This is a genomic window from Streptomyces sp. RKAG337, from assembly GCF_023701715.1.
Lineage (GTDB): Bacteria > Actinomycetota > Actinomycetes > Streptomycetales > Streptomycetaceae > Actinacidiphila.
Genome location: NZ_JAJOZA010000001.1, coordinates 1,636,932 through 1,661,875, shown reverse-complemented (window position 1 = coordinate 1,661,875; position 24,944 = coordinate 1,636,932). Strand labels below are relative to the sequence as shown.

The 24,944-nt window shown below is 71.6% G+C and carries 26 protein-coding genes and 1 pseudogene; 16 read left to right on the top strand and 11 right to left on the bottom strand.

Features of this window, described 5'->3' with window-relative positions:
* Window positions 1–54: 54 nt before the first annotated feature.
* From LNW73_RS07330 to LNW73_RS07315, 4 genes are all read left to right on the top strand, one after another.
* Window positions 55–708, top strand: a complete 654-nt coding sequence (locus tag LNW73_RS07330) for a response regulator transcription factor (RefSeq protein ID WP_138357505.1) — start codon at window positions 55–57, stop codon at window positions 706–708.
* Window positions 708–1,958 carry a sensor histidine kinase gene (locus LNW73_RS07325; protein WP_250989385.1) on the top strand — a complete coding sequence of 417 codons (1,251 nt, stop codon included), beginning with the start codon at window positions 708–710 and terminating at the stop codon, window positions 1,956–1,958. Before LNW73_RS07330 ends, LNW73_RS07325 begins: the two co-directional genes overlap by 1 nt.
* Before the next feature lie 484 nt (window positions 1,959–2,442).
* Window positions 2,443–2,745: a DUF4193 domain-containing protein gene (locus LNW73_RS07320; RefSeq protein WP_138356502.1), complete on the top strand. Its 303-nt coding sequence runs from the start codon at window positions 2,443–2,445 to the stop codon at window positions 2,743–2,745.
* Window positions 2,724–3,506, top strand: coding sequence for a hypothetical protein (locus LNW73_RS07315; RefSeq protein WP_374118257.1), 783 nt, complete (start codon window positions 2,724–2,726; stop codon window positions 3,504–3,506). Before LNW73_RS07320 ends, LNW73_RS07315 begins: the two co-directional genes overlap by 22 nt.
* On the opposite strand, the gene LNW73_RS07310 is transcribed toward LNW73_RS07315, so the two are convergent.
* Window positions 3,493–3,939, bottom strand: coding sequence for a DUF3093 domain-containing protein (locus LNW73_RS07310; protein ID WP_138356504.1), 447 nt, complete (start codon window positions 3,937–3,939; stop codon window positions 3,493–3,495). The genes LNW73_RS07315 and LNW73_RS07310 overlap by 14 nt on opposite strands.
* 46 nt (window positions 3,940–3,985) lie before the next feature.
* Window positions 3,986–4,870 carry an SDR family oxidoreductase gene (locus LNW73_RS07305; protein ID WP_250989384.1) on the bottom strand — a complete coding sequence of 295 codons (885 nt, stop codon included), beginning with the start codon at window positions 4,868–4,870 and terminating at the stop codon, window positions 3,986–3,988.
* 89 nt (window positions 4,871–4,959) lie between these two features.
* Here LNW73_RS07305 and LNW73_RS07300 point away from each other — a divergent pair, with 89 nt between their 5' ends.
* The 4 genes from LNW73_RS07300 to LNW73_RS07285 all read left to right on the top strand — a co-directional run bounded on the left by LNW73_RS07300 (window position 4,960) and on the right by LNW73_RS07285 (window position 7,916).
* Window positions 4,960–5,565 carry a PaaI family thioesterase gene (locus LNW73_RS07300; protein ID WP_250978120.1) on the top strand — a complete coding sequence of 202 codons (606 nt, stop codon included), beginning with the start codon at window positions 4,960–4,962 and terminating at the stop codon, window positions 5,563–5,565.
* Window positions 5,562–6,095 carry a dUTP diphosphatase gene (gene dut, locus LNW73_RS07295; protein ID WP_250978121.1) on the top strand — a complete coding sequence of 178 codons (534 nt, stop codon included), beginning with the start codon at window positions 5,562–5,564 and terminating at the stop codon, window positions 6,093–6,095. The genes LNW73_RS07300 and dut overlap by 4 nt, the downstream gene beginning before the upstream one ends.
* 2 nt (window positions 6,096–6,097) lie before the next feature.
* A complete protein-coding gene (locus LNW73_RS07290) occupies window positions 6,098–6,877 on the top strand; it encodes a DUF3710 domain-containing protein (RefSeq protein ID WP_250978122.1) in 780 nt (259 codons plus the stop codon).
* A gap of 304 nt (window positions 6,878–7,181) precedes the next feature.
* Window positions 7,182–7,916, top strand: a complete 735-nt coding sequence (locus tag LNW73_RS07285; RefSeq protein ID WP_250978123.1) for an ABC transporter ATP-binding protein — start codon at window positions 7,182–7,184, stop codon at window positions 7,914–7,916.
* A gap of 40 nt (window positions 7,917–7,956) precedes the next feature.
* Here the strand turns inward: LNW73_RS07285 and LNW73_RS07280 are convergent, their stop codons facing one another.
* The 5 genes from LNW73_RS07280 to LNW73_RS07260 all read right to left on the bottom strand — a co-directional run bounded on the left by LNW73_RS07280 (window position 7,957) and on the right by LNW73_RS07260 (window position 11,915).
* Window positions 7,957–8,163, bottom strand: a complete 207-nt coding sequence (locus LNW73_RS07280) for a hypothetical protein (RefSeq protein ID WP_250989383.1) — start codon at window positions 8,161–8,163, stop codon at window positions 7,957–7,959.
* The gene (locus LNW73_RS07275) at window positions 8,156–9,103 is read right to left on the bottom strand and encodes a TauD/TfdA dioxygenase family protein (RefSeq protein ID WP_250989382.1); all 948 of its coding nucleotides are present in this window, start codon (window positions 9,101–9,103) and stop codon (window positions 8,156–8,158) included. Before LNW73_RS07275 ends, LNW73_RS07280 begins: the two co-directional genes overlap by 8 nt.
* 162 nt (window positions 9,104–9,265) lie before the next feature.
* The gene (locus tag LNW73_RS07270) at window positions 9,266–10,219 is read right to left on the bottom strand and encodes a TauD/TfdA dioxygenase family protein (protein ID WP_250989381.1); all 954 of its coding nucleotides are present in this window, start codon (window positions 10,217–10,219) and stop codon (window positions 9,266–9,268) included.
* A gap of 225 nt (window positions 10,220–10,444) precedes the next feature.
* Window positions 10,445–10,606 (bottom strand): hypothetical protein, encoded by a 162-nt coding sequence (locus tag LNW73_RS07265; RefSeq protein WP_250989380.1) that lies wholly within the window; start codon window positions 10,604–10,606, stop codon window positions 10,445–10,447.
* Between the two features lie 76 nt (window positions 10,607–10,682).
* Complete coding sequence (locus tag LNW73_RS07260; RefSeq protein WP_250989379.1) at window positions 10,683–11,915, bottom strand: ROK family transcriptional regulator; 1,233 nt, start codon at window positions 11,913–11,915, stop codon at window positions 10,683–10,685.
* A 281-nt stretch (window positions 11,916–12,196) separates the two neighbouring features.
* Here LNW73_RS07260 and LNW73_RS07255 point away from each other — a divergent pair, with 281 nt between their 5' ends.
* The 4 genes from LNW73_RS07255 (at window position 12,197) to LNW73_RS07240 (ending at window position 16,787) form a co-directional block, all read left to right on the top strand.
* A complete protein-coding gene (locus tag LNW73_RS07255; protein ID WP_250989378.1) occupies window positions 12,197–14,737 on the top strand; it encodes a DUF4118 domain-containing protein in 2,541 nt (846 codons plus the stop codon).
* Window positions 14,738–14,862: 125 nt separating this feature from the next.
* Window positions 14,863–15,546, top strand: a complete 684-nt coding sequence (locus tag LNW73_RS07250; RefSeq protein ID WP_138356561.1) for a response regulator — start codon at window positions 14,863–14,865, stop codon at window positions 15,544–15,546.
* A gap of 116 nt (window positions 15,547–15,662) precedes the next feature.
* Window positions 15,663–16,061 carry an OB-fold nucleic acid binding domain-containing protein gene (locus LNW73_RS07245; protein WP_138356513.1) on the top strand — a complete coding sequence of 133 codons (399 nt, stop codon included), beginning with the start codon at window positions 15,663–15,665 and terminating at the stop codon, window positions 16,059–16,061.
* A 3-nt stretch (window positions 16,062–16,064) separates the two neighbouring features.
* Window positions 16,065–16,787, top strand: coding sequence for a DUF3159 domain-containing protein (locus tag LNW73_RS07240; RefSeq protein WP_138356514.1), 723 nt, complete (start codon window positions 16,065–16,067; stop codon window positions 16,785–16,787).
* Between the two features lie 131 nt (window positions 16,788–16,918).
* On the opposite strand, the gene LNW73_RS07235 is transcribed toward LNW73_RS07240, so the two are convergent.
* Window positions 16,919–17,587: a potassium channel family protein gene (locus LNW73_RS07235; protein WP_250978131.1), complete on the bottom strand. Its 669-nt coding sequence runs from the start codon at window positions 17,585–17,587 to the stop codon at window positions 16,919–16,921.
* Window positions 17,587–18,252, bottom strand: a complete 666-nt coding sequence (locus LNW73_RS07230) for a potassium channel family protein (RefSeq protein WP_250978132.1) — start codon at window positions 18,250–18,252, stop codon at window positions 17,587–17,589. The genes LNW73_RS07235 and LNW73_RS07230 overlap by 1 nt, the downstream gene beginning before the upstream one ends.
* A 180-nt stretch (window positions 18,253–18,432) precedes the next feature.
* Between LNW73_RS07230 and LNW73_RS07225 the strand changes: the two genes are divergently transcribed.
* Window positions 18,433–20,484 (top strand): APC family permease, encoded by a 2,052-nt coding sequence (locus LNW73_RS07225; RefSeq protein ID WP_250978133.1) that lies wholly within the window; start codon window positions 18,433–18,435, stop codon window positions 20,482–20,484.
* Window positions 20,485–20,588: 104 nt separating this feature from the next.
* Window positions 20,589–21,919: pseudogene (locus LNW73_RS07220) on the top strand (class I SAM-dependent RNA methyltransferase).
* 40 nt (window positions 21,920–21,959) lie between these two features.
* Here the strand turns inward: LNW73_RS07220 and LNW73_RS07215 are convergent.
* Together LNW73_RS07215 and LNW73_RS07210 are read right to left on the bottom strand one after the other, a co-directional pair.
* Window positions 21,960–22,511 (bottom strand): DUF1697 domain-containing protein, encoded by a 552-nt coding sequence (locus LNW73_RS07215; RefSeq protein WP_250989377.1) that lies wholly within the window; start codon window positions 22,509–22,511, stop codon window positions 21,960–21,962.
* A gap of 55 nt (window positions 22,512–22,566) precedes the next feature.
* Window positions 22,567–22,968, bottom strand: coding sequence for a hypothetical protein (locus tag LNW73_RS07210; protein ID WP_250989376.1), 402 nt, complete (start codon window positions 22,966–22,968; stop codon window positions 22,567–22,569).
* Window positions 22,969–23,057: 89 nt separating this feature from the next.
* On the opposite strand from LNW73_RS07210, the gene LNW73_RS07205 reads away from it, so the two are divergent.
* Both LNW73_RS07205 and LNW73_RS07200 read left to right on the top strand, forming a co-directional pair.
* A complete protein-coding gene (locus LNW73_RS07205) occupies window positions 23,058–24,473 on the top strand; it encodes an AAA family ATPase (protein WP_250989375.1) in 1,416 nt (471 codons plus the stop codon).
* Window positions 24,474–24,483: 10 nt separating this feature from the next.
* Complete coding sequence (locus tag LNW73_RS07200; protein ID WP_138356521.1) at window positions 24,484–24,843, top strand: nucleotide pyrophosphohydrolase; 360 nt, start codon at window positions 24,484–24,486, stop codon at window positions 24,841–24,843.
* Window positions 24,844–24,944 lie beyond the last annotated feature (101 nt).

Sequence of the window (24,944 nt, the reverse complement as noted above, 5' to 3'; positions counted from 1 at the left end):
GCCGTCCGGTGCAGGATGGGAGGACATTCGTACTGCTCATGGAAGGAAAGCGCCTTGCGCGTACTGGTCGTCGAGGACGAGCAACTGCTCGCCGATGCGGTTGCCACCGGACTTCGCCGCGAGGCCATGGCCGTCGACGTCGTGTACGACGGTGGCGCCGCCCTGGAGCGGATCGGGGTGAACGACTACGACGTCGTGGTCCTCGACCGTGACCTTCCGGTCGTCCACGGTGACGACGTCTGCCGGCAGATCGTCGGGCTGGGGATGCCGACCCGGGTGCTGATGCTCACCGCCGCGGGCGATGTGAGCGACCGGGTGGAAGGGCTGGAACTGGGCGCCGACGACTACCTCCCCAAGCCCTTCGCGTTCAGCGAGCTGACCGCGCGGGTCCGCGCGCTGGGCCGCCGGACGACCACGGCCCTGCCGCCGGTCCTGGAGCGGTCCGGCATCAAGCTCGACCCCAACCGCCGGGAGGTCTTCCGGGACGGCGCCGAGGTGCATCTGGCGCCGAAGGAGTTCGCGGTGCTGGAGGTGCTGATGCGCAGCGAGGGCTCGGTGGTCTCCGCCGAGCAGCTCCTGGAGAAGGCGTGGGACGAGAACACCGACCCGTTCACGAACGTGGTGCGGGTGACGGTCATGACGCTGCGCCGCAAGCTCGGCGAGCCCCCGGTGATCGTCACCGTGCCGGGCTCCGGATACCGGATCTGATGGCGGTGACCACTTCCGCCGCCCCGCCCCCGCCGCCGTCCACGGCTCCCCAGAAACCCGGGTGGGAACCGATTCCGGTCGAGAGCCCGCCGCCCTGGCTGCGGCCGACGATCCGGATACGCCTGACCGTCCTGTACGGCGGCATGTTCCTGATCGCCGGTGTCCTGCTGCTGTGGATCATCTACCTGCTGGCCGCGCAGGCCCTGCACCAGGGCAATGAGCTGCCCTTCCGGCTGATCACCGGCCAGGTGTCCGGGAATTCGTCCTGCGCGCTCCCTTCCTCGGGGAGCGCCGACGAGTTCACCCGGGCCATCGGCAGCTGTATGCAGAACCAGCGCGAGCTGGCGCTCAACACGCTCCTCAGGCGCTCGCTGATGGCCCTCATAGGGCTGACCGTGGTCGCCTTCGCCTTCGGCTACGTGATGGCCGGGCGGGTGCTCTCCCCGCTGGGCAGGATCACCCGCACCGCGCGCGGCGTGGTCAGCTCCGACCTCAAGCGCCGGATCGAGCTCGACGGCCCGGACGACGAGCTCAAGGAGCTCGCCGACACCTTCGACGACATGCTCGACCGGCTGGAGCGGTCCTTCGACGCGCAGCGCCGCTTCGTGGCCAACGCGTCGCACGAACTGCGGACGCCGCTGGCGATCAACCGCACGCTCCTGGAGGTGCAGCTGGCCGACCCGGATGCGTCGGCCGACCTCCAGCAGCTCGGCAAGACCCTGCTGGCCACCAACGAGCGCAGTGAGCAGCTCGTGGAGGGCCTGCTGCTGCTCGCCCGCAGCGACAACGAGATCGTGCACCGCAAGCCGGTGGACGTGGCGGAGGCGGCCTCCCAGGCCCTCGACCAGACCCGCTCCGAGGCGCAGGCCAAGGGCGTGGAGCTGCGCAGCGAGCTCGGGCCCGCGGTGGTGCAGGGCAACGGCGTGCTGCTGGAGCGCATCGCGCTGAACCTGGTGCAGAACGCGGTCCGGTACAACACGGCGGACGGCTGGGTCGAGGTGACGACCGGCACCGAGGCCGGCCAGGCCCTGCTGATCGTGACGAACACCGGCCCGGTGGTGCCCGCCTACGAGGTGGACAACCTCTTCGAGCCCTTCCGCCGGCTCCGTACGGAGCGCACGGGCAGCGACAAGGGCGTGGGCCTGGGGCTGTCCATCGCGCGCTCCGTGGCGCGCGCCCACGGCGGCTTCATCTCGGCGGAGCCGAGGGAGGGCGGTGGCCTGGTCATGCGAGTGGTCATCCCGCTCTGACCGCGGACCCGGCGGGGGACCCAGCGGCGGACCCGGTGACAGCTCCGCCGTGGTCGGCCGAAGTCTTCCGAAGGGTCTTCCGAGGGCCGCGGAACCCCTCGTGAGGGTCGGATCGTGTTCGCTTTGCGAGTAATTTCGCGGTCTGTGAATCGCAGGAAGCTGGTGTGATTGATCACACCTGGAATTCCGGTCCCGCCTACCCTGTGTGATCACTACGCCCGAAAAAAGACCGGAAAATCCATGTTTCCGCTGGTCATGATCACGGGAAGTACACGTGTTGGCACGAGTGATGTGCGACTTTCAGACCGGAACAGGTCCTGATCGGCCACTGCCACGATCACCTCATCCGGGGTGACGTTGGGTGTCGATTGAGTAACAGGCCTTGATGTGAGGCAAAATCTCCGCCTCAGGTCGGGCACAAGTCCGGCCTCCCGCGCGTTACGTGCGCAGACACCAGCAGATACCCAGAGGGGGAGAGCGACACATGGCAACGGATTACGACACACCACGCAAGACTGACGATGACGTCAATGAGGACAGCATCGAGGAACTGAAGGCTCGCCGGAACGAGAAGTCCACGTCCGCGGTGGACGTCGACGAGTTCGACCAGGCCGAGTCCCTGGAGCTGCCCGGCGCCGACCTCTCCAACGAGGAGCTTTCGGTCCGGGTGCTTCCCCGGCAGGCGGACGAGTTCACCTGCATGACCTGCTTCCTGGTGCACCACCGCAGCCAGCTGGCCGGCGAGGCGAAGAACGGCGACCCGATCTGCCGCGACTGCGCGGCCTGAGGCAGCGGGTAGCCGTGAAGGGCTCGTCTGAGGGCCGGGAGGACGACGAGCGGGGCCGTGCGGCCTCGCTCGCGGCCGCCATGGGGCGCGGGGTGAAGAGCGGGGCCAGGAAGAGCGGCAAGGGCGCGCGGGTCGGCATGGGCTCGCTCGCCGAGCGGCTCGTCGACGCGGCCCCGCGCATCCCCGTGCGCGACCTGGACACACTGCGCAAGCAGTTCCCGGGTCTGGGTCCCGAGGACATCGCGGACAAACTCGTCGCCGGTGCCGTCAAGGGCACCATGACCGTCGGAGCAGGCGTGGGAGCGGCGGCGATGCTGCCGACCCCGCCCGCCATGCCGGCGGAGCTGGCCGCGGAGACGCTCGGCGTCGCGGCGGTCGAGTACAAGCTCATCGCCGAGCTGCACGAGGTCTACGGGCTCCGTGCGGCCGGCACCGTACGGGAGCGCGCGACCGCCTACCTGTGGTCGTGGACCGAGCAGCGCGGCATCGACGTGCTCAAGCTGTCCTCGATCAATGTCGCGCTCGGCGGCAAGATGAAGCGGGAGCTGCGCCAGCAGCTCATCAAGCGCACGGTGCGGAACCTGCCGACGCTGACGCCGTTCATGATCGGTGCGGCCGTCGGCGCCACGATGAACCGGCGCGACACCAAGAAGCTCGCGGAGAAGGTCCGGAAGGACCTGCGTGCCGCCCAGATCCCCTGGGACGCGCTGCCCGCCCCCGAGCTGCCCCAGCCTCCCCCGCCTCCCGCTATCGAGCTCTGACGGCCTCCAGGGCCTGTGCCAGGCGCTCCGGGGAGCGCGTCGACAGATAGACATACGGCGTCGGGTCCGCCGGGTCCGTGATCTCCACCTTGAGCGCGGTCGGCACGTAGCTGCGCAGCAGCATGAAGGCGCGCGGATTCGCCTTCCGCCCGCGCCAGGCGATCGTCTCCGCCGGGTCCAGCACCGTCGCCTCGCCCAGCGCCGCGACCGGGATCTTCGCCTCGCCCGCGACCAGCGAGCCGGCCACCACCCGGATCCGCGCCGAACCGTACGAACTCAGGCCCATCGCCGCCAGCGCGGTCCCGCCGGCGAGACCCGCCAGCATCGGCAGCACCCCGAAGGGGAAGAGGATCAGCGCGGCTGAGACGCCCGCTCCCAGAGCCAGGAGCCACCAGGAGCGCGGGACGGTGAGGCGTTCGTCGTAGGGCTGCATGGCACCCAGCTTGGCAGACGCTTTCCGGCCGTCCGCCGCCCGGCCGTCACTTCCCGCGCAGCCGGTCCACCGCCCGCGCCACCCGGGGCGGGGCGGCCCGCAGGCCGGTCGCGAGCTGCTTGGCCCAGTCCGTCGCGGCGGTCGGCGCCAGCACGTCCAGGGCCGCCGCGGAGCGGGCGCCGCCGCCCACCAGGTACCGCGGCAGCGGGCGCCGGGCGTTCAGCGCCTTGAGGACCGCCAGGGCCACCGGACGCGGACCGGGCAGCGTCCGGGCGTCGCGCACCACCTGGTCGGCGGCGGCGTACTGGTCGCGGTAGGCCGAGGTCCGCTCGGCCGGCAGCAGCTCCGCTCCCTGCTCCCAGATCCCGGTGCGGTGCGAGCCCGGCTCGATCAGCACGACCTTCACACCGAACGACTCGGTCTCCATGCGCAGCGCGTCCGTCACCGACTCCAGGCCCTGCTTGCTGGCGCAGTACCAGCCCAGCATCGGCAGCGAGACCCGGCCGGCGACCGACGAGATGTTGACGATCCGGCCGTCCCGGCGCTCCCGCATCGCCGGCAGCACCAGCCGGGCGATGCGGGCCGGGGCGATCAGGTTCGTCTCCAGCTGGCGCCGCGCCTGCTCGTCGTCCACGTCCTCGACGGCGCCCGGCTGGGCGAAACCCGCGTTGTTGACCACCGCCCAGGGGCCGCCGTCCGTCATCATCGCGATCTCGGTGAACGCCTGGACGCACGACGTCGCGTCGGCCACGTCCAGCAGTACCGTCCGCACCGCCGCCCCCGTGCGTTCCACCACCGCCCGCAGTGCCCCGGCCTTCTCCGGCGTCCGCACCGTGCCGATCACGTCGAATCCGGCGTGCGCGAGCTCGAGGGTGACGGCGAGGCCGATGCCTCGGCCGGCTCCGGTGACGACGACGGACTTGGGACTCATGTGCGCTCCGGTCAAGGTGGGGTAGAAGCCGGTACGGGTCAACGGACGGCCGACGGGAAAGGATCCCGCAGGAGGGTAGGGTCTCGGGCGTGAGTGGAGCTACCGCATCCGAGAGCCCTGGCCGGCCGGGCCTGAAGCCGCCGCCAGACGCAGCCCTGCCCGTACGGCATCCCGGTGCGCCAGCGCCCGGCGAACTGCTCGGGGCGCACTACGACCAGTGTTTCGGCTGCGGCGAGGGACAGCCGCACGGACTGCACCTGGAATCCCGTGCGGGTGACGGCGTGAGCGTCACCGCGGAGTTCACCGTACAGACCGCCCACCAGGGCGCGCCCGGCCTCGCGCACGGCGGTGTGCTGGCCTCGGCGCTGGACGAGACGCTCGGCTCGCTGAACTGGCTGCTGCAGGTCATCGCGGTGACCGGCCGGCTGGAGACGGACTTCGTCCGCCCGGTGCCCGTCGGCACCACCCTGTATCTGCGGGCGCACTGCCGCGCGGTCGCCGGACGGAAGATCTACAGCACCGCCGAGGGCCGGATCGGCGCCCCCGACGGCCCGGTCGCGGTCCGCGCCGAGGCGCTCTTCCTGGAAGTGAAGCTCAACCACTTCACGGACAACGGACGTCCCGAGGAGATCCAGGCCGCGATGTCCGACCCCGATCAGGTCAAGGTCGCCCGCGCCTTCGAGGTGAACCCGTGAGTGAAGCCGTACGACGTCCCCTGGACGTCCTCATCCGCCGTCTCGACGACTCGGTGCCCATCCCGGCCTACGAGCACCCGGGCGACGCGGGAGCCGACCTGGTGACCACCCAGGCCGCGGAACTCGCCCCCGGCGAACGGACGGTGCTCCCCACCGGCGTGTCCATCGCGCTGCCGGACGGGTATGCGGCCTTCGTACACCCCCGCTCGGGCCTCGCGGCCAGGTGCGGAGTGACCCTTGTGAATGCCCCGGGAACGGTCGATGCCGGGTACCGTGGGGAGATCAAGGTGATCGTGGTCAACCTGGACCCACGCGAGAGCGTGCGGTTCGAACGGGGAGACCGGATCGCCCAACTGGTCGTCCAGCAGGTCGAACGGGTCCGCTTCCACGAGGTCGCGGAACTTCCCGGTTCTGCCAGGGCCGCTGGGGGCTTCGGCTCCACCGGGGGGCATGCCTCGGTAGGTGATGCCCCCGACGGCCAGACCAGTAATGGATTCGCTTCGGTCGTTGCAGACCGGGAAGGACAGTGACCGTGTTCCGTCGTCGTCGCAAGGAGCGCGAAGACGCCCTCGACGAGCTCGAGGGCGCGAGCCCGGACGAGCTGGCCGAAGACGCCGAAGACGCCGGGGAGTCCGACGACTCCGGCGAATCGGGTCGGTACAACCTTCCGCCCGCCCCCAGGCCCGACGGGCCCTGGGACCTGAGCGAGGTCAAGCAGCCCGGCGAGGGCCGGGTGGACCTCGGCGGACTGTTCGTGCCCGGTGTCGAGGGCATGGAGCTGCGCGTCGAGGTGGCCGGTGAGTCGATCGTCGCCGCGACCGTGGTGCTGAACGACAGCGCTGTCCAGCTCCAGGCGTTCGCCGCCCCGAAGTCCGAGGGCATCTGGGGCGAGGTGCGGGACGAGATCGCGTCCGGCATCACCAAGCAGGGCGGCATCGTCGACGAGATCGAGGGTTCGCTGGGCTGGGAGCTGCGCGCGCAGGTGCCCGTACAGCTGCCGGACGGTACGAACGGTGTGCAGCTGGTCCGCTTCATCGGCTGTGACGGTCCGCGCTGGTTCCTGCGCGGGGTCATCTCCGGCCAGGGCGCGGTGCAGCCGGAGGCCGCGGGCCTGCTGGAGTCGGTCTTCCGTGACACCGTCGTGGTGCGCGGCGAGACGCCGATGGCGCCGCGCGACCCGATCGTGCTGAAGCTGCCGACCGACGCCCAGATGGTGCCCGAGGGCATCGCGCAGGAGGAGAGCGAAGGGCCGAAGTTCGGCGACGGGCTCGACCCGCTGCGCCGCGGCCCGGAGATCACCCAGATCCACTAGAACCCGCCGCACCCCGTTCCACCGGTGCGTCGGAGGACCGACCACGGCCAGGGGCCGGATCCATGATCACGGATCCGGCCCTTCGCCGTGTCCGGAGGGCGGGACCGGGGCCGGGGTCGGGGCCTTGGACCGGGGCGGGGGCCGGGAGCCCGGGCCGGGAAATCCTTGACCGGGTGGATAGGCTCCAGCTGGCAAGCGCGTACGCGCAGCGGTACGCCGGCCGGGGCCGACGGGTGCGGCGCACGGCCGGGAACGACCACAACGGGGTGTGGCCCGGTGATCCGGGTCAGGAGGGGGACAGCGCATGAGCGAGCAGTCGACGGGGCACGCGGGGACGGCGGTCGCGGACGGGCCGGCGACCGGGGAGATGGTCGTCGTCGAGGACCTGCGCCGCACCTACGGCAGCGGGGAGACGGCCGTGCACGCGCTGCGCGGTGTCTCCTTCCGGGTGCCGCGCGGTGAGCTGGTGGCCCTCAAGGGCCGTTCCGGCTCCGGCAAGACCACCATCCTCAACCTGGTGGGCGGCCTGGACTCGCCGGACGGCGGCCGGATCACGCTGGACGGCACCGACCTCGCCGGGCTCGGCGACAACGGCCTGCTGGCACTGCGCCGCGACCGTATCGGCTTCGTCTTCCAGTCCTTCGGACTGATCCCGATCCTCACCGCCGCCGAGAACGTCGGCGTCCCCATGCGGCTGCGCAAGGTGCCGCCGCGCGAGCGCGAGGAGCGGGTGGAGCTGCTGCTGTCGCTCGTCGGGCTCTCCGACCACGCGGCGCAGCGCCCCGGCGAGCTGTCCGGCGGCCAGCAGCAGCGGGTCGCCATCGCCCGCGCCCTGGCCAACCGGCCAGTCCTGATCATCGCGGACGAGCCGACCGGCCAGCTCGACGCCGAGACCGGGCTCGCCGTCATGGAACTGCTGCGTGCCGTCGTCCGCAGCGAGGGCGTCACCGCCCTCGTCGCCACCCATGACGCCCAGCTGCTGGCCCTGGCCGACCGGGTGCTCGAACTGCGCGACGGCCGGATCGTCGACGAGGGCTGAGCCGGCGGGCCGAGCGCGGGGACCGTCACCGCACCGGGACTCAGCCCGCCGTCCGCGACACGAGCAGCGGGCCGGCGAGCCGGCGGACGGGCCGCGGCAGCCGGATCAGGGTGCGGCGCGGTCTGCTCAGCGACGCGGCGTCGACCAGCCCTTCCGGGTCCGGGACCGGTGGCGGGGACACGGCCGGTGGCGCCGTGGCGCCGCCCGCGAGGGGCGGCGCCACGGCCTCGGCCAGTGCGTCAGGCACCGACGACCACCTTGTGGTCGGCGGTGAAGGGCCGGCCCTCGATCAGCTCGGACGGGGTGCCGTCGGGGCCGACCGGGACATCACCGATCAGGGTGACGCGGTGCAGCCGGCGCTCGACGTCGAGGTGCTCGATGTCGCGCGGCGCGAGGTGCGCGGTGGCGCGGTTGTCCCAGAACGCCACGCTGCCCGGCTCCCAGCGGAACCGCACGGTGTACTCGGGCCGGGTGATCTCCTCGTAGAGCAGGTTGAGGACGGCCCGGCTCTCGCGCGGGGTGACATCCACCAGGTGGCTGGTGAAGCCGGGGTTGACGAACAGCGCGCGCTCGCCGGTCCCCGGGTGCACCCGCACCACGGGGTGCACGGCGACGAGCAGATTGTCGTTGATCCGGCGGGCGTACTCGCTGTTGCCCTCCGCCTTCTCCGCGCCGCCGTAGCGGTGCTCGGCGCGCAGCGTGTCGACGAAGGCGCGGACGGGCGCGGATAGCCCCTCGTACGCGGCGACCAGGTTGGTCCAGGTGGTGTCGCCGCCGAACTCCGGTACGGTCTCGGCGCGCAGGATCGAACCGGCGGGCGGGTTGACGGCCGCGGTGACGTCCGTGTGCCAGCCGGCGAAGTAGCTGTACTGGCGCTTGCGCACGGCCTCGCGGAAGCCGGCGCCGTACCGCTTCTCGTAGCGGCGCGGGTCGATGGTGAAGATCTCCGGATGGTCCTCCGGCGGGGTGTCGTCGTGCGGGTGGGCGTAGGTCAGCTCGCCGAACTGCCGGCCGAAGGCGATCTGCGAGGAGTGGTCGAGCTCCTGGCCGCGGAAGAAGACCACCTTCCAGCGGTGCAGCGCCTCCTTGATCAGCTGCAGGTTCTCCTCGGAGAGCGGCAACGAGAGGTCCACGCCGGAGATGTCGGCTCCGGTGCGGCCGGAGGCGGGACGGACGGTGACAGCCATGGTGATCAGCCCTTCGTCAGCTGGGAGTTGAAGTTCCTGAGCAGGTCGAGGTCGAACTGGGGAGACATGCCTTCCGGCCCCTGAGGTCGGCGGCGGTTCTGACGAGGGCGACCAGGAGCGGGACGGCGAGTGGTCGCAGCCGCGGCCACGGGGGCCGGCGCATCAGCGTTCCCCGTCGCCCGGCTGGGCGAGGGCGGTGTTGTACGCGGTGTCGTCGCCGGTGACCGCCCGGCTGTGCGAGCCGTCCACGGCGACCGGGGCGTCACCCGCGAGGGTGATCCGCTGGACCCGGCGCGGCAGGGTTCCGTAGTCGGCCACCGCGTAGTGCTGGGTGGCCCGGTTGTCCCAGAACGCCACGTCACCCGGTGTCCAGCGCCAGCGCACGGTGTTCTCCAGCTCCGTGACGTGCGACTGCAGCAGCCGGAACAGATCGCGGGAGTCGTCACCGTTCCAGCCGGTGAACCGGCGGACGAAGCCGCCGAGCACCAGGGAGCGTTCACCGGTCTCGGGGTGCACCCGCACCACCGGGTGCTCGGTCTCGTACGTGGTGGAGCTGAACACCTCGCGCTGCCGGCGGGCGGCGTCGGTGTCGTCGGACGGCTTGTAGGCCGCGTAGTCGTAGCTGTTGGAGTGCACCGCCCACAGCCGGTCCGCGAGTTCGCGCAGCTCGGCGGGGAGCTGCGTGTAGGCGGCCGCGGTGTTGGCCCACACGGTGTCACCGCCGTACGGCGGGATGGTGACCGCCCGCAGGATCGAGCCGAGCGGGGGGTGCCGGACGAAGGTGACGTCGGTGTGCCAGTGGTTGGCGCGCCCCGCGGTGCGCCCGTAGTCGAGATCGAGGACGGCGGGCGAGCCCTCCAGCGCGGGAATGGTCGGATGGGCGGTGGTCGGCGTGCCGAAGCGGCGGGCGAAGCGTTCGTGCGCCGCCTGGTCGAGGTCCTGGCCGCGGAAGAACACGACCTTGTGCTCCAGCAGCGCTGCGCGGATCCCGGCGATCGTCCCGGCGGACAGATCGGCGGCGAGGTCCACTCCGCTGATCTCGGCGCCGATGTTCCCGGCGACCTTGGCGACGTCGAGTGCGGTCTGGGTGGGTGCGGTCCGGGTGGGTGCGGTCATGACGGAGCAGCTCCAACTCATGGGTGGGCATGGTGGGCAGGGCGGAACCGGCCACCACAGGGCGCGGCGAACCGCGGACCGGAGAACCGGCCCCTGTGGAGGCGGAAAAGGGCGACGGGAGAGCGGGCGCCTGGAGAAGGACGGTGATCAGGCGTCCGGATGAGAACGGTGATCAGCCGCCAGGAGATGAACGGAGATCAGGCGCCAGGAGGCGGGACCGCCCGGTCAGCGCGTGCGGCCGACAGGGCCGGCGAGGGGGGCGTGACCGGCGGTGCCGGTGGAGCCGGTGGGACGACAGCCGAGACCGGCGAAATGGTGGGCGCGGAAGGCGTTGACCGCCTCCCGCCCGGCGGCGTCGCGCGCCGCTGCCCTACCTGTCACGTCCATGGGTCGATTCTCCGGAACCCCGGGCCGCCGGGCAATGATTAACGACGCGGTGGAAGAAACCCTGCCGCCGGACCGGCTACGCCGACCGGGCCGTACGCAGTTCCATCGGCCGCCGGTAGACCGCGTCGAGCACCACGGCCCCGGCCGCGACCGCGAGCACCTGCTCCCCGAAACTCGTGGGGACCACGGCCCGTTCGGGGTCCGTGCACAGATGGGAGTGCGCGGCGACCTCCTCGTAGAGGTCGGGCAGCAGCTCGGGGAAGTGCACCGCCGCGGCCTCCGCGACGACCAGCACCTCGGGGTTGATGACGTCGAGCAGCAGGGCCGCCGCCCGGCCCACCGTGCGCAGCCGCTCGCGCAGCATCAGCACCGCGCCCGCGTGGCCTTCGCGGGCCCGGGACAGCAGCAGCCGGAAGTCCGGCACGGGCACGATGCCGGCCTCGAAGGCCCGCTGGGCCAGACGGAGTTCGGACACCGCCTCCTGGAGGCAGCCGGTACGGCCGCACGTGCACCGCTGTCCGGGAGCGCCGAACGGCAGATGCGCGACGTCGCCCGCGCCCGACCTGCGGCCGCGCAGCACGCTGCCGCCCGTCGCGATCGCCGCGTCGACCACATTGCCGACGAAGAGTTGCACCAGCTCCTCGCGTCCCACGCCCGCCCCGAACATCAGCTCCGCCTGCGCCAGCGCCCGTGCGTGCCCGTCGACATGGACCGGCAGCCGGGTCGCGGCGGTCAGCACGCTCCGTACGGGGACGTCCCGCCAGCCCAGCGGGGCGTGCTCGACGACGGTGCCCTGTTCGCTGTCCACCCAGCCGCCGGTGACGACCCCGAGGCCGAGCACCGAACGCCCGGCGGCGTGCCGGTGCAGGAACCCGGGCAGATGGCCGCGGATCCCGCCCAGGACGTCGCCCACCGAACCGTCGTGCGGCAGCCGCTCCTGGGCCGTCACCCGCCCGCGCAGGTCCACCACGGCGAAGGTGGTGTGCGGCAGCGCGATGTGCACCCCGCAGACGGCGTGGTGGACGGGGTCGACGTCGACCGGAACCTGGGGCCGGCCGGCTCGTGGCGGACCGTCCGGCGGCGGCAGCTCGCGCAGCAGCCCGAGCCCGATCAGCTCGGCGGTGTGCCGGGAGACGGCGGCCGGGCTCAGCCCGGTGTCCCGTGCCAGCGCGGTCCTGGCCACCGGACCGCCCCGCAGCACGGCCCGCAGCACCGCCCCGGTGGCGCCGCCCTCGCCGCCGCGGCCGGCGGCCGGCGCGGACACGGACGGCAGGGCGACGAGCCATGGCGGGCGGTCGGTGGAGGGCATGCGCCGATGCTCGCTGGCGGCGCGCGGCGGGTCAACGGTCCGGCGTTACGTCCGTATGGCAGTCCTGCGAACGCGGTCCGTCACCGTCCGCCGGGGCCTCTCGCGGCCCGTCCGGCCCGGGAGCACCGGGGCCGGCGAGGGCCCAGGGGGGTTAAGGCGCCGTCAAGGTACTCCCCGGGGGCGACCCCGGTCCCATATGTCCCCTTCGGTCGTTCTAAGGTCGAGACAAGCGCCGCACGCGCGTCCGGGCGACAGGCGCATCCGAGCAGAACGATGGGGCCATGGCACGCGGCAAACTGCGCATCTACCTCGGGGCGGCCCCCGGCGTGGGCAAGACCTACGCCATGCTCTCCGAGGCGCACCGGCGTACCGAGCGTGGCACCGACATCGTCGTCGCCTTCGTCGAGCACCACCGGCGCCCGCGCACCGAGGTGATGCTGCACGGCCTGGAGCAGATCCCGCGCCGGGAGCTGGAATACCGCGACGCGGTGTTCACCGAGATGGACGTGGACGCGGTGCTCGCGCGGCATCCGGCGGTCGCGCTCGTCGACGAGCTCGCGCACACCAACGTGCCCGGCTCGCGCAACGCCAAGCGCTGGCAGGACGTCGAGGAACTGCTCCAGGCCGGGATCGACGTCGTCTCGACGGTCAACATCCAGCACCTGGAGTCGCTCGGCGACGTCGTCGAGTCGATCACCGGCGTCCGGCAGCGCGAGACCGTGCCCGACGAGGTGGTGCGCCGCGCCGACCAGATAGAGCTGGTCGACATGTCGCCACAGGCGCTGCGGCGCCGGATGGCGCACGGCAACATCTACGCCTCCGACAAGGTCGACGCGGCGCTCTCCAACTACTTCCGGCCCGGCAACCTCACCGCGCTGCGTGAACTGGCGCTGCTCTGGGTCGCCGACCGGGTCGACGAGTACCTCCAGGAGTACCGCGCCGACCACCGGATCTCCGCCGCCTGGCAGGCCCGCGAGCGCATCGTCGTCGGCCTCACCGGCGGCCCCGAGGGCCGCACCCTGATCCGCCGGGCCGCCCGGATGGCCGCCAAGGGCTCGGGCAGCGAGATCCTCGCCGTGCACATCGTCCGCAGCGACGGGCTGGCCTCGGGCTCCGCCAAGGAACTGGCCGCCCAGCGGACCCTGGTGGAGGACCTCGGCGGATCGTTCCACCACGTCATCGGGGAGGACATCCCCGAGGCCATGCTGGACTTCGCCCGCGGGGTCAACGCCACCCAGATCGTGCTCGGCACCAGCCGCCGCAAGGCCTGGCAGTACGTGCTGGGCCCCGGCGTCGGCTCCACCGTCGCCCGCGAGTCCGGCGACATCGACGTCCACATCGTCACCCACGAGCACGCCGCCAAGGGCCGCGGACTGCCCTCCGCGCGCGGCGCCAGCCTGGGCCGCGCCCGGGTCGTGGCCGGCTGGCTCACCGGGGTCGTGGGTCCCGTCCTGCTGGCGCTGCTGCTCACCAACTGGCACCCCGGGATGAGCCAGGCCACCGAGATGCTGCTCTTCCTGACCCTCACGGTCGCGGCAGCGCTGGTCGGCGGGCTGCTCCCGGCGCTGGCCTCGGCCTTCGCCGGATCGCTGCTGCTCAACTACTACTTCACACCGCCCACCCACTCCTTCACCATCGCCGAGCCCGAGAACATCATCGCGATCGTGATCTTCGTCGTGGTGGGTCTCGCGGTGGCCTCCGTGGTGGACCTCGCGGCCCGCCGCACCCAGCAGGCCGCCCGGCTGCGCTCGGAGGCCGAGATCCTGTCGTACCTGGCCGGCAGCGTGCTGCGCGGCGAGAGCTCCCTCGAGGCCCTGCTGGAACGGGTCCGCGAGACGTTCGGCATGGACTCGGTGGTGCTGCTGGCCCGGGACAGCGACCACGGCGCCTGGACCCGGGAGGCCAGCGTGGGGGAGCGCCCCTGCCTGCGCCCCGAGGACGCCGACGTCGAGGTGCCGGTCAGCGACCGGCTCTCGCTGGCGCTCACCGGACGGGTGCTGCCCGCCTCCGACCGCCGGGTGCTCTCCGCCTTCGCCGCGCAGGCGGCCGTCGTCATGGACCGGCGGCGGCTGGAGGGCGAGGCCGAGCACGCCCGCGAGCTGGCCGAGGGCAACCGCATCCGCACCGCACTGCTCGCGGCCGTCTCCCACGACCTGCGGACACCGCTGTCGGCCATCAAGGCGTCGGTGTCGTCGCTGCGAGCCGACGACGTCGCCTGGTCCGACGAGGACGAGGCCGAGCTGCTGGAGGGGATCGAGGACGGCGCCGACCGGCTGGACCACCTGGTCGGCAACCTGCTCGACATGTCCCGCCTGCAGACCGGCACCGTGACCCCGCTGATCCGCGAGATCGACCTCGACGAGGTGGTGCCGATGGCGCTCGGCGGCGTTCCCGAGGGCAGCGTCGTCCTCGACATCCCGGAGAGCCTGCCGATGGTCGCCGTCGATCCCGGCCTGCTGGAGCGCAGTGTCGCCAACGTCGTCGAGAACGCCGTGAAGTACAGCTCCCCGGGCTCCAAGGTGGTGGTGGCCGCCAGCGCACTGGGCGACCGGGTGGAGGTGCGGGTCGTCGACCGCGGCCCCGGGGTGCCGGAGACCGCCAAGGACCGGATCTTCGAGCCGTTCCAGCGCTACGGCGACGCCCCGCGCGGCAACGGCGTCGGCCTGGGCCTCGCGGTCGCCCGCGGCTTCGCCGAGTCCATGGGCGGCACGCTGGTCGCCGAGGACACCCCCGGCGGCGGCCTGACCATGGTCCTCACCCTCCAGGCCGCCCTCGGCGGCCGTCCGGCCCGTCCGGACCTGCCGGCGGGGGCCACGTCGTGACGGCGGAAGTGGACGGGACCGCGAGCAGCAGCACCGTGACCGACGCGAAGGTCGCGACCGAAGCAACCGGCACGACCCACGTGACGGCGACCGAAGCGACCGATGTGACCGAGAAGAGGAACTCCATGTACCGGGTGCTCGTGGTGGACGACGAGCCGCAGATCGTGCGCGCGCTCGTGATCAATCTGCGGGCCCGCAAGTACGAGGTGGACGCCGCCCACGACGGCGCGAGCGCGCTGCAGCTGGCCGCCGCCCGCCACCCCGATGTGATCGTCCTGGACCTCGGCCTGCCGGACATGGACGGCGTCGAGGTGATCCGGGGGCTGCGCGGCTGGACCCGGGTCCCGATCATCGTCCTGTCGGCCCGCCAGACGTCCGACGAGAAGGTCGAGGCGCTCGATGCCGGCGCGGACGACTACGTCACCAAGCCGTTCGGCATGGACGAGCTGCTGGCCCGGCTGCGGGCCGCCGTACGCCGGGCGGCGCCCGGCGGGCCCGAGGACGACGCGGCGACCGTCGAGACCGAGACCTTCACCGTCGACCTGGCGGCGAAGAAGGTCAACCGCGGCGGCGCCGACGTCCGGCTCACCCCGACCGAGTGGCATCTGCTGGAGGTCCTGGTCCGCAACACCGGGCGGCTGGTCAGCCAGAAGCAGCTCCTGCAGGAGGTGTGGGGGCCCTCGTACGGCACCGAGACCAACTACCTGCGGGTCTACATGGCGCAGCTGCGGCGCAAGCTGGAGGCGGATCCCGCGCATCCGCGGCACTTCATCACGGAGCCGGGCATGGGCTACCGCTTCGAGCACTGAAAAGCCGCTTCGAGCACGGAAGAGCCGCTTCGAGCACGGAACGGACATCCGCGGGGTGGCGATCGGCCGTCCGGCGTAGCGGACGCCTTGCCGGCCGGGCCCGGTACGCTGGAGACATGAGTGGTGCCACCCGTTCGGACCGACCCACCGGCCGCTTCCGGCGCATGATAGACCGCCTGTCGTCCTCCCAGGAGGAGCTGCACTCCGAGGAGCTGCAGAAGGACGCCCTGTCGGTCGGCTGCACGCGGATCTGCGACTGCGGGGACCGGCAGATAGTGACGGTGACCGGTAGTCTGCGCACGGTCACACTGCGACCGCGGGCCGGCGTGCCCGCGCTGGAGGCGGAGCTGTTCGACGGCTCCGCCGCCCTTGACGTGGTGTGGCTGGGACGCCGCAGTATCAGCGGGATAGAGCCGGGGCGCAAGATCATCGCCTCGGGCCGGATCTCGATGAACCACGGCCGTCCCGTCCTGTTCAATCCCAAGTACGAACTGCGTCCGGTCGGACAGGAGTAGTCGGTGGCGTCGATCGACAAGCAGACAGAGGACCCGCGGACCGGGGAGGGCACGGACGGCGATTCGAAAGCGATCACCGAAGCCGCCCTCTTCGAGGCGTTCGGCGGCATCCGGGGCATGGTGGAGACCACCGTGCCCGGCCTGGTCTTCGTCCTGATCTACACGATCAACAGAGATATCCACATCGCGGCCATCGCCGCGCTCAGTCTTTCCGTGCTGCTCGGGATCGCCCGGCTGGCCCGCAAGGACACCCTCAAGCACGCCTTCAGCGGTGTGTTCGGGGTGGCCTTCGGCGCGGTCTTCGCGATGATGTCCGGCGATGCCAAGAACTTCTACCTGCCGGGGATGCTCTACACCCTCGGGCTGGCCGTCGCGTACATCGCCACCGCCATCGCGGGCGTCCCGCTGCTGGGCCTGATCCTCGGCCCGGTCTTCAAGGAGAACCTCTCCTGGCGCAAGCGCAACCCCGGCCGGCTGCGCGCCTACACCAAGGCCAGCTGGGCCTGGGGGCTGATCCTGCTGGCCAAGTCGGCGATCCTCTTCCCGCTGTACTGGTGGGGGGACGCCACCCAGCTCGGCTGGGTCAAGGTGGCGCTGGGCATCCCGCCGATGCTGCTGTCCGTCTACCTGACGTGGATCTTCCTGTCGAAGGCTCCGCCGCCGATCAACGTGATCGCCGAGATGGAGGCCGAGGAAGAGGCGAAGAAGGCCGCGGCCGCGTCCTGATCTCCGCTCATCCCGCTCGACCCCGCTCGACCCCGCTCGACCCCGCTCGACCCCGCTCAGCTCCGCTCAGCATGACGACGGGCGCCCCGGACCTTCCCGGTCCGGGGCGCCCGTCGTCATGACCGGTCCTGTCAGTCCTCGCGCTGGACGGACAGCAGGTCCTCCAACTGCTCCTCGCGGTGCGGTGCGGCGACGAACAGCAGCTCGTCACCGGCCTCCAGCGCGTCGTCCGAGGTCGGTGTGAGCACCCGGTTGCCCCGGATGATCGTCACCAGCGAGGTGTCCTGCGGCCATTCCACGTCACCGACGCGGGTGCCGACCAGCGCGGCCTCCGGCGGCAGGGTGAGCTCCACCAGGTTCGCGTCACCCTGGCTGAAGCGCATCAGCCGGACGAGGTCGCCGACGCTCACGGCCTCCTCGACCAGCGCGGACATCAGCCGCGGGGTCGAGACGGCCACGTCGACGCCCCAGGACTCGTTGAAGAGCCATTCGTTCTTGGGGTTGTTGACCCGGGCGACGACCCGCGGCACCCCGTACTCGGTCTTCGCGAGCAGCGAGACGACGAGGTTGACCTTGTCGTCACCGGTGGCGGCGATGACCACGTTGCAGCGCTGCAGCGCCGCCTCGTCCAGCGAGGTGATCTCGCAGGCGTCGGCGAGCAGCCACTCGGCCTGCGGTACCCGCTCCACCGAGATGGAGGTGGGGTTCTTGTCGACGAGCAGGACCTCGTGCCCGTTCTCCAGCAGCTCGCCCGCGATCGAGCGGCCGACCGCGCCGGCTCCGGCGATGGCGACTCTCATCAGTGCGCCTCCTCAGGACCCTTGGCACACGCGGCCTCGACCTCGGCGACTCCGTCGGTGCGCATCATCACGTGCACCAGATCGCCTTCCTGCAGCACCGTCTGGGAGGTCGGCAGCATCGCCTCGCCCAGCCGGGTGAGGAATGCCACACGGACCCCGGTCTCGTCCTGCAGTTTGCTGATCTTGTGACCCACCCAGGCCGGCGAGGTGTGCACCTCGGCGAGCTGTACACCGCCGCTCGGGTCCCGCCACAGCGGCTCGGCGCCCGACGGCAGCAGCCGGCGCAGCATCTGGTCCGCGGTCCACCGCACGGTGGCCACGGTCGGGATGCCGAGCCGCTGGTAGACCTCGGCACGCCGGGGGTCGTAGATCCGGGCGGCCACGTTCTCGATACCGAACATCTCCCGGGCCACCCGGGCCGCGATGATGTTGGAGTTGTCGCCGCTGCTGACCGCCGCGAAGGCGCCTGCCTCCTCGATTCCGGCCTCGCGAAGCGTGTCCTGGTCGAACCCGACTCCGGTCACCCGGCGCCCGCCGAACCCTGATCCCAGACGGCGGAAAGCCGTCGGGTCCTGGTCCACCACAGCGACCGTATGACCTTGCTGTTCGAAGGATTGCGCAAGAGTGGAACCCACCCTTCCGCAGCCCATAATCACGACGTGCACGCCCGTCCTTCCGGCTGTCAACATTTTTGGCCGATACCCGATAAGCGTCTCAGACCGCGGCCCAAGCTACACACGCTGGCACCCCAGCGGGAGGTTGTGGACGGCCCGAGGGGGACTTTGCCTTCTCTTAGGAGGGTGGCGGTCGCATGCACGTACGGCGCAGCGCTTACCATCCTCTCCGTGCCCAAACTGACTGACCTGCCGAAACGGATCTTGATCGGCCGCGCCCTGCGCAGCGACAAGTTGGGAGAAACGCTCCTCCCTAAGAGGCTCGCGCTTCCGGTGTTCGCCTCCGACCCGCTCTCGTCGGTCGCGTACGCGCCCGGCGAAGTGCTGCTGGTCCTGTCGATCGCGGGCGCGTCCGCCTACCACTACAGCCCGTGGATCGCGGTCGCGGTCGTCGTGCTGATGTTCACCGTCGTGGCGTCGTACCGGCAGAACGTGCACGCGTACCCGTCCGGCGGCGGTGACTACGAGGTCGCCACCACCAACCTCGGGCCGAAGGCCGGTCTCACGGTCGCGAGCGCGCTGCTCGTCGACTACGTGCTGACCGTCGCCGTGTCCGTCGCCTCGGGCATCGAGAACCTCGGCTCGGCCGTACCGTTCTTCGCCACCCACAAGGTGCTGGGCGCGGTCAGCATGATCTTCCTGCTGATGGTGATGAACCTGCGCGGGGTGCGCGAGTCCGGGTCGATCTTCGCGATCCCGACCTACGCCTTCGTCGTCGGCGTCTTCTGCATGATCCTCTGGGGCTGCTTCAAGATCGCCACCGGCGACACCATGGAGGCGCCCACCGCGCACTACACGATCCACGCCGAGGTCAGCGGGATCAGCGGCTTCGCCCTGGTCTTCCTGTTGCTACGGGCCTTCTCCTCCGGCTGTGCCGCGCTCACCGGGGTCGAGGCCATCAGCAACGGTGTCCCGGCCTTCCAGAAGCCGAAGTCCAAGAACGCCGCCACCACGCTCGCCGCGATGGGCGTGCTCGCCGTCACCATGTTCTGCGGCATCATCGCGCTGGCCATGTACACCAAGGTCCGGATGGCCGAGAACCCGGCGACCGACCTGCTGGTCGACGGCAAGCCGGTGGGCCCCGGCTACACCCAGGACCCGGTCATCGCGCAGGTCGCGGAGGCTGTCTTCGGGCACAACTCGATCCCGTTCATCTTCCTGGCCGCGGTCACCGCGCTCGTCCTGTTCCTGGCGGCCAACACCGCGTACAACGGCTTCCCGGTCCTCGGCTCGATCCTCGCCCAGGACCGCTACCTGCCGCGCCAGCTGCACACCCGCGGCGACCGGCTCGCGTTCTCCAACGGCATCGTGGTGCTGGCCGGCTTCGCCGCCGTCCTCGTGTACCTCTACGGCGCCGACTCGACCCGGCTGATCCAGCTCTACATCGTCGGCGTCTTCGTCTCGTTCACGCTCAGCCAGATCGGCATGGTCCGGCACTGGAACCGCCACCTGCGCAGCGAGACCGACACCGCCAAGCGCCGCCACATGCACCGGTCCCGGGCGATCAACACCTTCGGCGCCTTCTTCACCGGCATGGTGCTGATCATCGTCCTGCTGACGAAGTTCACGCACGGCGCCTGGGTCGCGGTCCTCGGCATGGTGCTCTTCTACGCGATGATGACCGCCATCCGGCGCCACTACGACCGGGTGGCCGAGGAGATCGCGGCGGGCGACGAGCGCACCGACGAGGAGGTGCGCCCGTCCCGGGTGCACTCGATCATCCTGGTCTCCAAGGTCCACAAGCCGACGCTGCGCGCCCTGGCCTACGCCAAGCTGATGCGCTCCGACACCCTCGAAGCGCTCAGCATCAACGTCGACCCGGCCGACACCAAGGCCCTGCAGGCCGACTGGACCCGGCGCGGCATCGACGTACCGCTGAAGGTCCTGGACTCGCCCTACCGCGAGATCACCCGGCCGATCATCGAGTACGTGAAGGGCCTGCGGCGGGCCAGCCCGCGTGACGTGGTCAGCGTCTACATCCCCGAGTACGTCGTCGGCCACTGGTACGAGCACCTGCTCCACAACCAGAGCGCCCTGCGGCTCAAGGGCCGGCTGCTGTTCACCCCCGGCGTCATGGTCACCTCGGTGCCGTGGCAGCTGGACTCCTCCGAGCGGGCCAAGGTCCGGGCGCGCAAGCGTGCCGACTGGAACGCCCCCGGCGCGATCCGGCGCGGCCCGGTCAGCCCGCCGAAGCGGGACAAGGAACACACCGGCCAGAAGTAGGCCGTAAGGCGGGGGGTGCGGCGGGACGTAGACTGGTGAGCTGCCGTTCTACGGTCCCGCCCGCACCACCCCGCCGCACCACCTCTCGCAGGAGCCTGTTCATCATGCAGAACCGTACGAAGGAACAGGCCGACGAGCTGGTCGGGGAGCGCTACGAGGTCGAGGTCGGCCCCGTCGCGCACGGCGGTCACTGCATCGCCCGTCACGAAGGACGGGTGCTCTTCGTCCGGCACGCACTGCCCGGTGAGCGCGTCGTCGCGAAGGTCACCGAGGGCGGACCGGACTCCAAGTTCCTGCGTGCCGACGCCGTGGAGATCCTCCAGGCGTCCCCCGACCGCGTCCCGGCGCCCTGCCCGTACTCCGGCCCCGGCGCCTGCGGCGGCTGCGACTGGCAGCACGTCGCCCCCGGCGCCCAGCGCCGGCTGAAGGTCGACGTCATCACCGAGCAGCTCAGCCGCCTCGCGGGCCTGAGCCCGCAGGACGCCGGCTGGGACGGCACCGTCGAGCCCGCGCCCGGTGACCAGGGCGTCGAGGGCAAGGTGCCCGCGTGGCGCACCCGCGTCCAGTTCGCCGTGGACGCCGAGGGCTACGCGGGACTGCGCCGGCACCGCTCGCACGAGATCGAGCGGATCGACCAGTGCCTGATCGCGGCGCCCGGCGTCACCGAGCTCGGCATCGAGACGCGTGAGTGGCCGGACACCGCGTCCGTCGAGGCCATCGCCGCGACCGGCTCCAACGACCGCCAGGTCATCGTCACCCCCACGCCCGAGGGCCGGCTGCCGATCGTCGAGCTGGACCGGCCGGTCTCGGTCGCCCGCGTCGACGAGCAGGGCGGCGTGCACAAGGTGCACGGCCGTGGCTTCGTCCGCGAGCGCGCCGTCGGCCGCACCTGGCGGGTCGGCTCCGGCGGCTTCTGGCAGGTCCACCCGCAGGCCCCCGACCTGCTGGCCGAGGCGGTCCTGGACGGCCTCCAGCCGCGTGACGGCGACACCGCCCTCGACCTGTACTGCGGCGTCGGCCTGTTCGCCGGCGCGATCGCCGAGAAGGTCGGCGAGACCGGCGCGGTGCTGGGCATCGAGTCCGGCAAGCGCGCGGTTGAGGACGCCCGGCACAACCTGGCCGATCTGGAGCGCGTGCGGATCGAGCACGGCAAGGTCGAGACCGTACTGCCGCGCATCAAGATCACCGAGGCCGACCTGATCGTCCTCGACCCCCGCGGGTCGGCGCCGGCAAGTCCACCGTCAAGCACCTCGCCTCGCTCGGCCCCCGCCGCATCGCCTACGTGGCCTGCGACCCGGCCGCGCTCGCCCGCGACCTGGCGTACTTCGCGGAGGCGGGCTACAAGCCGGTCTCGCTGCGCGCCTTCGACCTCTTCCCGCTCACGCACCACGTCGAGTGCGTGGCGATCCTGGCGCCGGTGGCGAAGTCGGCCTGAGGCTTCGGGAGGCTCGGGTTCCGGCGTAGCCGGTCCCGGGCTACCCGGCCGCCATCGCGGCGAGCTTGAGCACGGTGTTCCAGTTGCGGGCCGTCGCGGTCACCCCCAGTTTCTTGTCGGTGAACAGCAGGGCGAGACGGGACTTCTGGATGCCGGTCGGCAGGTGCAGATAGATCTCGTGCGGGGCCTTGGGGTCGGCGAGCCGGAACTCCTCCGGGGCGTAGGCCGCGGGGTCGATGGCGGTCAGGCGTTCCTGCTCCGGCGGGCCGGACAGGAAGGTCACCAGGAACCGGGACGGGTCGATGCCTTCCATGTCGAAGGGGTTGTGGTCGACCACCCGCTGGAGATCGGCGCCGTCCCGCACCAGGCAGCGGATGGTGAGCCCCAGCTCCTCGGTGATGCGCGCCTCCAGGTCGGTGGCCAGCGCGGCCGGATCGGCCCGGGGGTGGCCGAAGACGGCGTTGCCGCTCTGGAGATGGGTTCTGACGTCCGTACAGTCCAGCCCGGTCAGCAGCTCGCGCAGGGTCTGCATCGGCACCTTGTTCTTGCCGCCCACGTTGATCCCGCGGAGCAGCGCCACATAGCTCGTCACGCGGCCCACCGTAGACCAGGGGTCGGACAATGCCTCAGACCTCAGACCTCAGACCTCAAGCTCCGGTGGCCGGGGTGCGTCCGAGCAGGCCCGCGGGATGTGGTTCCGCCGCTTCGACGACCACGGCCGTCAGGCCGGTGTCGGTCCAGGTCTCATGGTCCTCGCCGGCCGCCCAGCAGGCGGTCCGGCCCGCGGTGATCGGAACCGCTCGGCCGTCCGCGCCGCTCACCCAGCCGTCGCCCGCGACCACGGTCAGCGCCTGCGGAATCGTCGCCTCGTGGCGGCCGATGCGGCCGCCGGGGGCCAGGTGCATAAGGGCCACCGCGACCACGGCCGCGCCGGGGCCGGACGCGGCGCCGGGGCCGGCGTTCCGGTGGATGCTCACGTGGCGCACGCCATGGCTGCCGAACGCGGTCAGATCGATGCCCGCTGTGGGGCCGGAATCCTTGATCTCCATACCGTCATCCTGCCGGGCTTCGCCCGTTCGGAGGACGTGGGGGCTGACGTAACGGTTCGGCAGGGGTGGCGCTGGCTACGTTCGCGGATATGAACCTCACGAGTGAGCGTCCCGCTGTCACCGAACTGCGGTTGTCCGCCTTCAAGTCGCACCGGGGCGCGAGCTTCGCGCTGGGTCCGCTCACCCTGCTCGCCGGCGCCAGCGGGACGGGGAAATCGAGCGTTCTGGAGGCGCTGAGCGCGCTGGGGCGGCTGGCCGGCGGAGAGACGCTGAGCGAGGTGTTCGACGGGTCCGGGAACGGCTCCGGGAGCGGGTCCGGGAACAGGTCGGGGAGCGTGCGGGGCGGGGCCGCGGCCTGCGTGCCGCAGGGCGCGCAGCCGGACGCGGAAGGGCGGCGCGGATTCCGGATCGGCTGCACGGTCACCGGACCCGTCGGACCGGTCCGGCTGGATGTGGCCGTACAGGCCGAGCCCGAACTGCGCATCGTCGGCGAGCGGTTGACCGGTGGCGGGGAGAGGCTGCTGACCACCGCGCTGCGTGACCCGGAACGGCGCACCGTCCAGGCGGCGTGGCACACGGCGGGCCTGGTGCCCGTCACCCGCGCGCCGCTCCCCGACGATCTGCTGGCGACGGCGCTGCTGCCGCTGCGCGTCGCGGGCCGCACCGAGGGCCAGCGGCTGGTGCTGGCGGCGGTGGAACAACTGGTGCTGGCGTTACGCGGGGTGTTCCCGGTGGACCCCCGGCCGGAGACGATGCGGGCGCCGGTGGACGCCGGGGACGGGATGCTCCGCCGTGGCTGCGAGAATCTGTCGGCGGTGCTGGCCAGGACCGAAGGCGAGTGCCGTACGCGGCACGCGGCGCTGGTGCGGGCGATGCGGGAGGTCTGCAGCCCGCCGGTCGACGGGCTGACCGTCCTGCGGTCCCAGGCGGCCGGCGCCGATTCCGGGGCCGAACTGCGTTCGGTGATCGCGGCGGTGGACCGCGGGCCGCTGGGGCTGGTGCCGGTGGACCGGCTGGGCGACGGCGAACTGCGCTTCCTGGCCATCGCGTTGGTCCTGCTGACCGGACCGGGGGTGCTGGAGGTCGACACGAGCGCCGAACTCCTCCCGGCCGCCCAGGTACTGACCGTCCTCAGCGACGGCTTCGATCTGGGAATGGACCGCCGGCAGACCCGTGAGCTGCTCTCCTTGGCGGGTATGGCGGCCGGACGCGGTCACATCCGGCTGCTGGGCGCGGTGCACGACGCCTCCGTCGCCGAGGGGTTGGGCGGGGTGTCGGTCATCGACTTGGTCCGCCCGCGGCGGCCTGAGCAGGCGGGGCCTGAGCAGGCGGGGCCGGAGCAGACGGGGCCGGAGCAGACTGGGGCGGACGAGGCGGCGTCGGGGACGGCCGGCGCTGATCCTGGTACCGGGCCGCGGACGGAGCCCGGAACGGAGCCGGGGCCGGAAGCGGGGGAGGGCGTCGGGGAGCGGGTGCCCGCGCGGTCGGCGCCGACCATGCGGTAGACCTGTGCGGATGAGCGAGGATCTGCAGGCGCTGCAGCGCCGTCTGACCGCCTTCGCGGCGGCCAGGCGCTGGCAGCAATATCACGTACCCAAGAACTTGGCCGCGGCGTTGAGCGTCGAGGCGTCCGAACTGCTGGAGATCTTCCAGTGGATGACCCCGGAGGAGGCGGGCCGGGTGATGGAGGACGCCGGGACCGCGCACCGGGTGGAGGACGAGGTGGCGGACGTCCTGGCGTATCTGCTGCAGTTCTGCCAGGTGCTGGAGATCGATGTGCTGAAGGCCCTCTCGGCGAAGATCGACCGTAATGAACTGCGCTTCCCGATGCCGGCGGAGGACGAGGGGCCGGGCACGCTTCACCCGACCGGGTGACCGGGATATCCACAACCGGCGAGTAATCCACAGGCACTGGGACCCCCCTTCCGCTCGCGGCCACCGACCGTCACTCTGGGTAACAGGTCGGTAGCACGCAG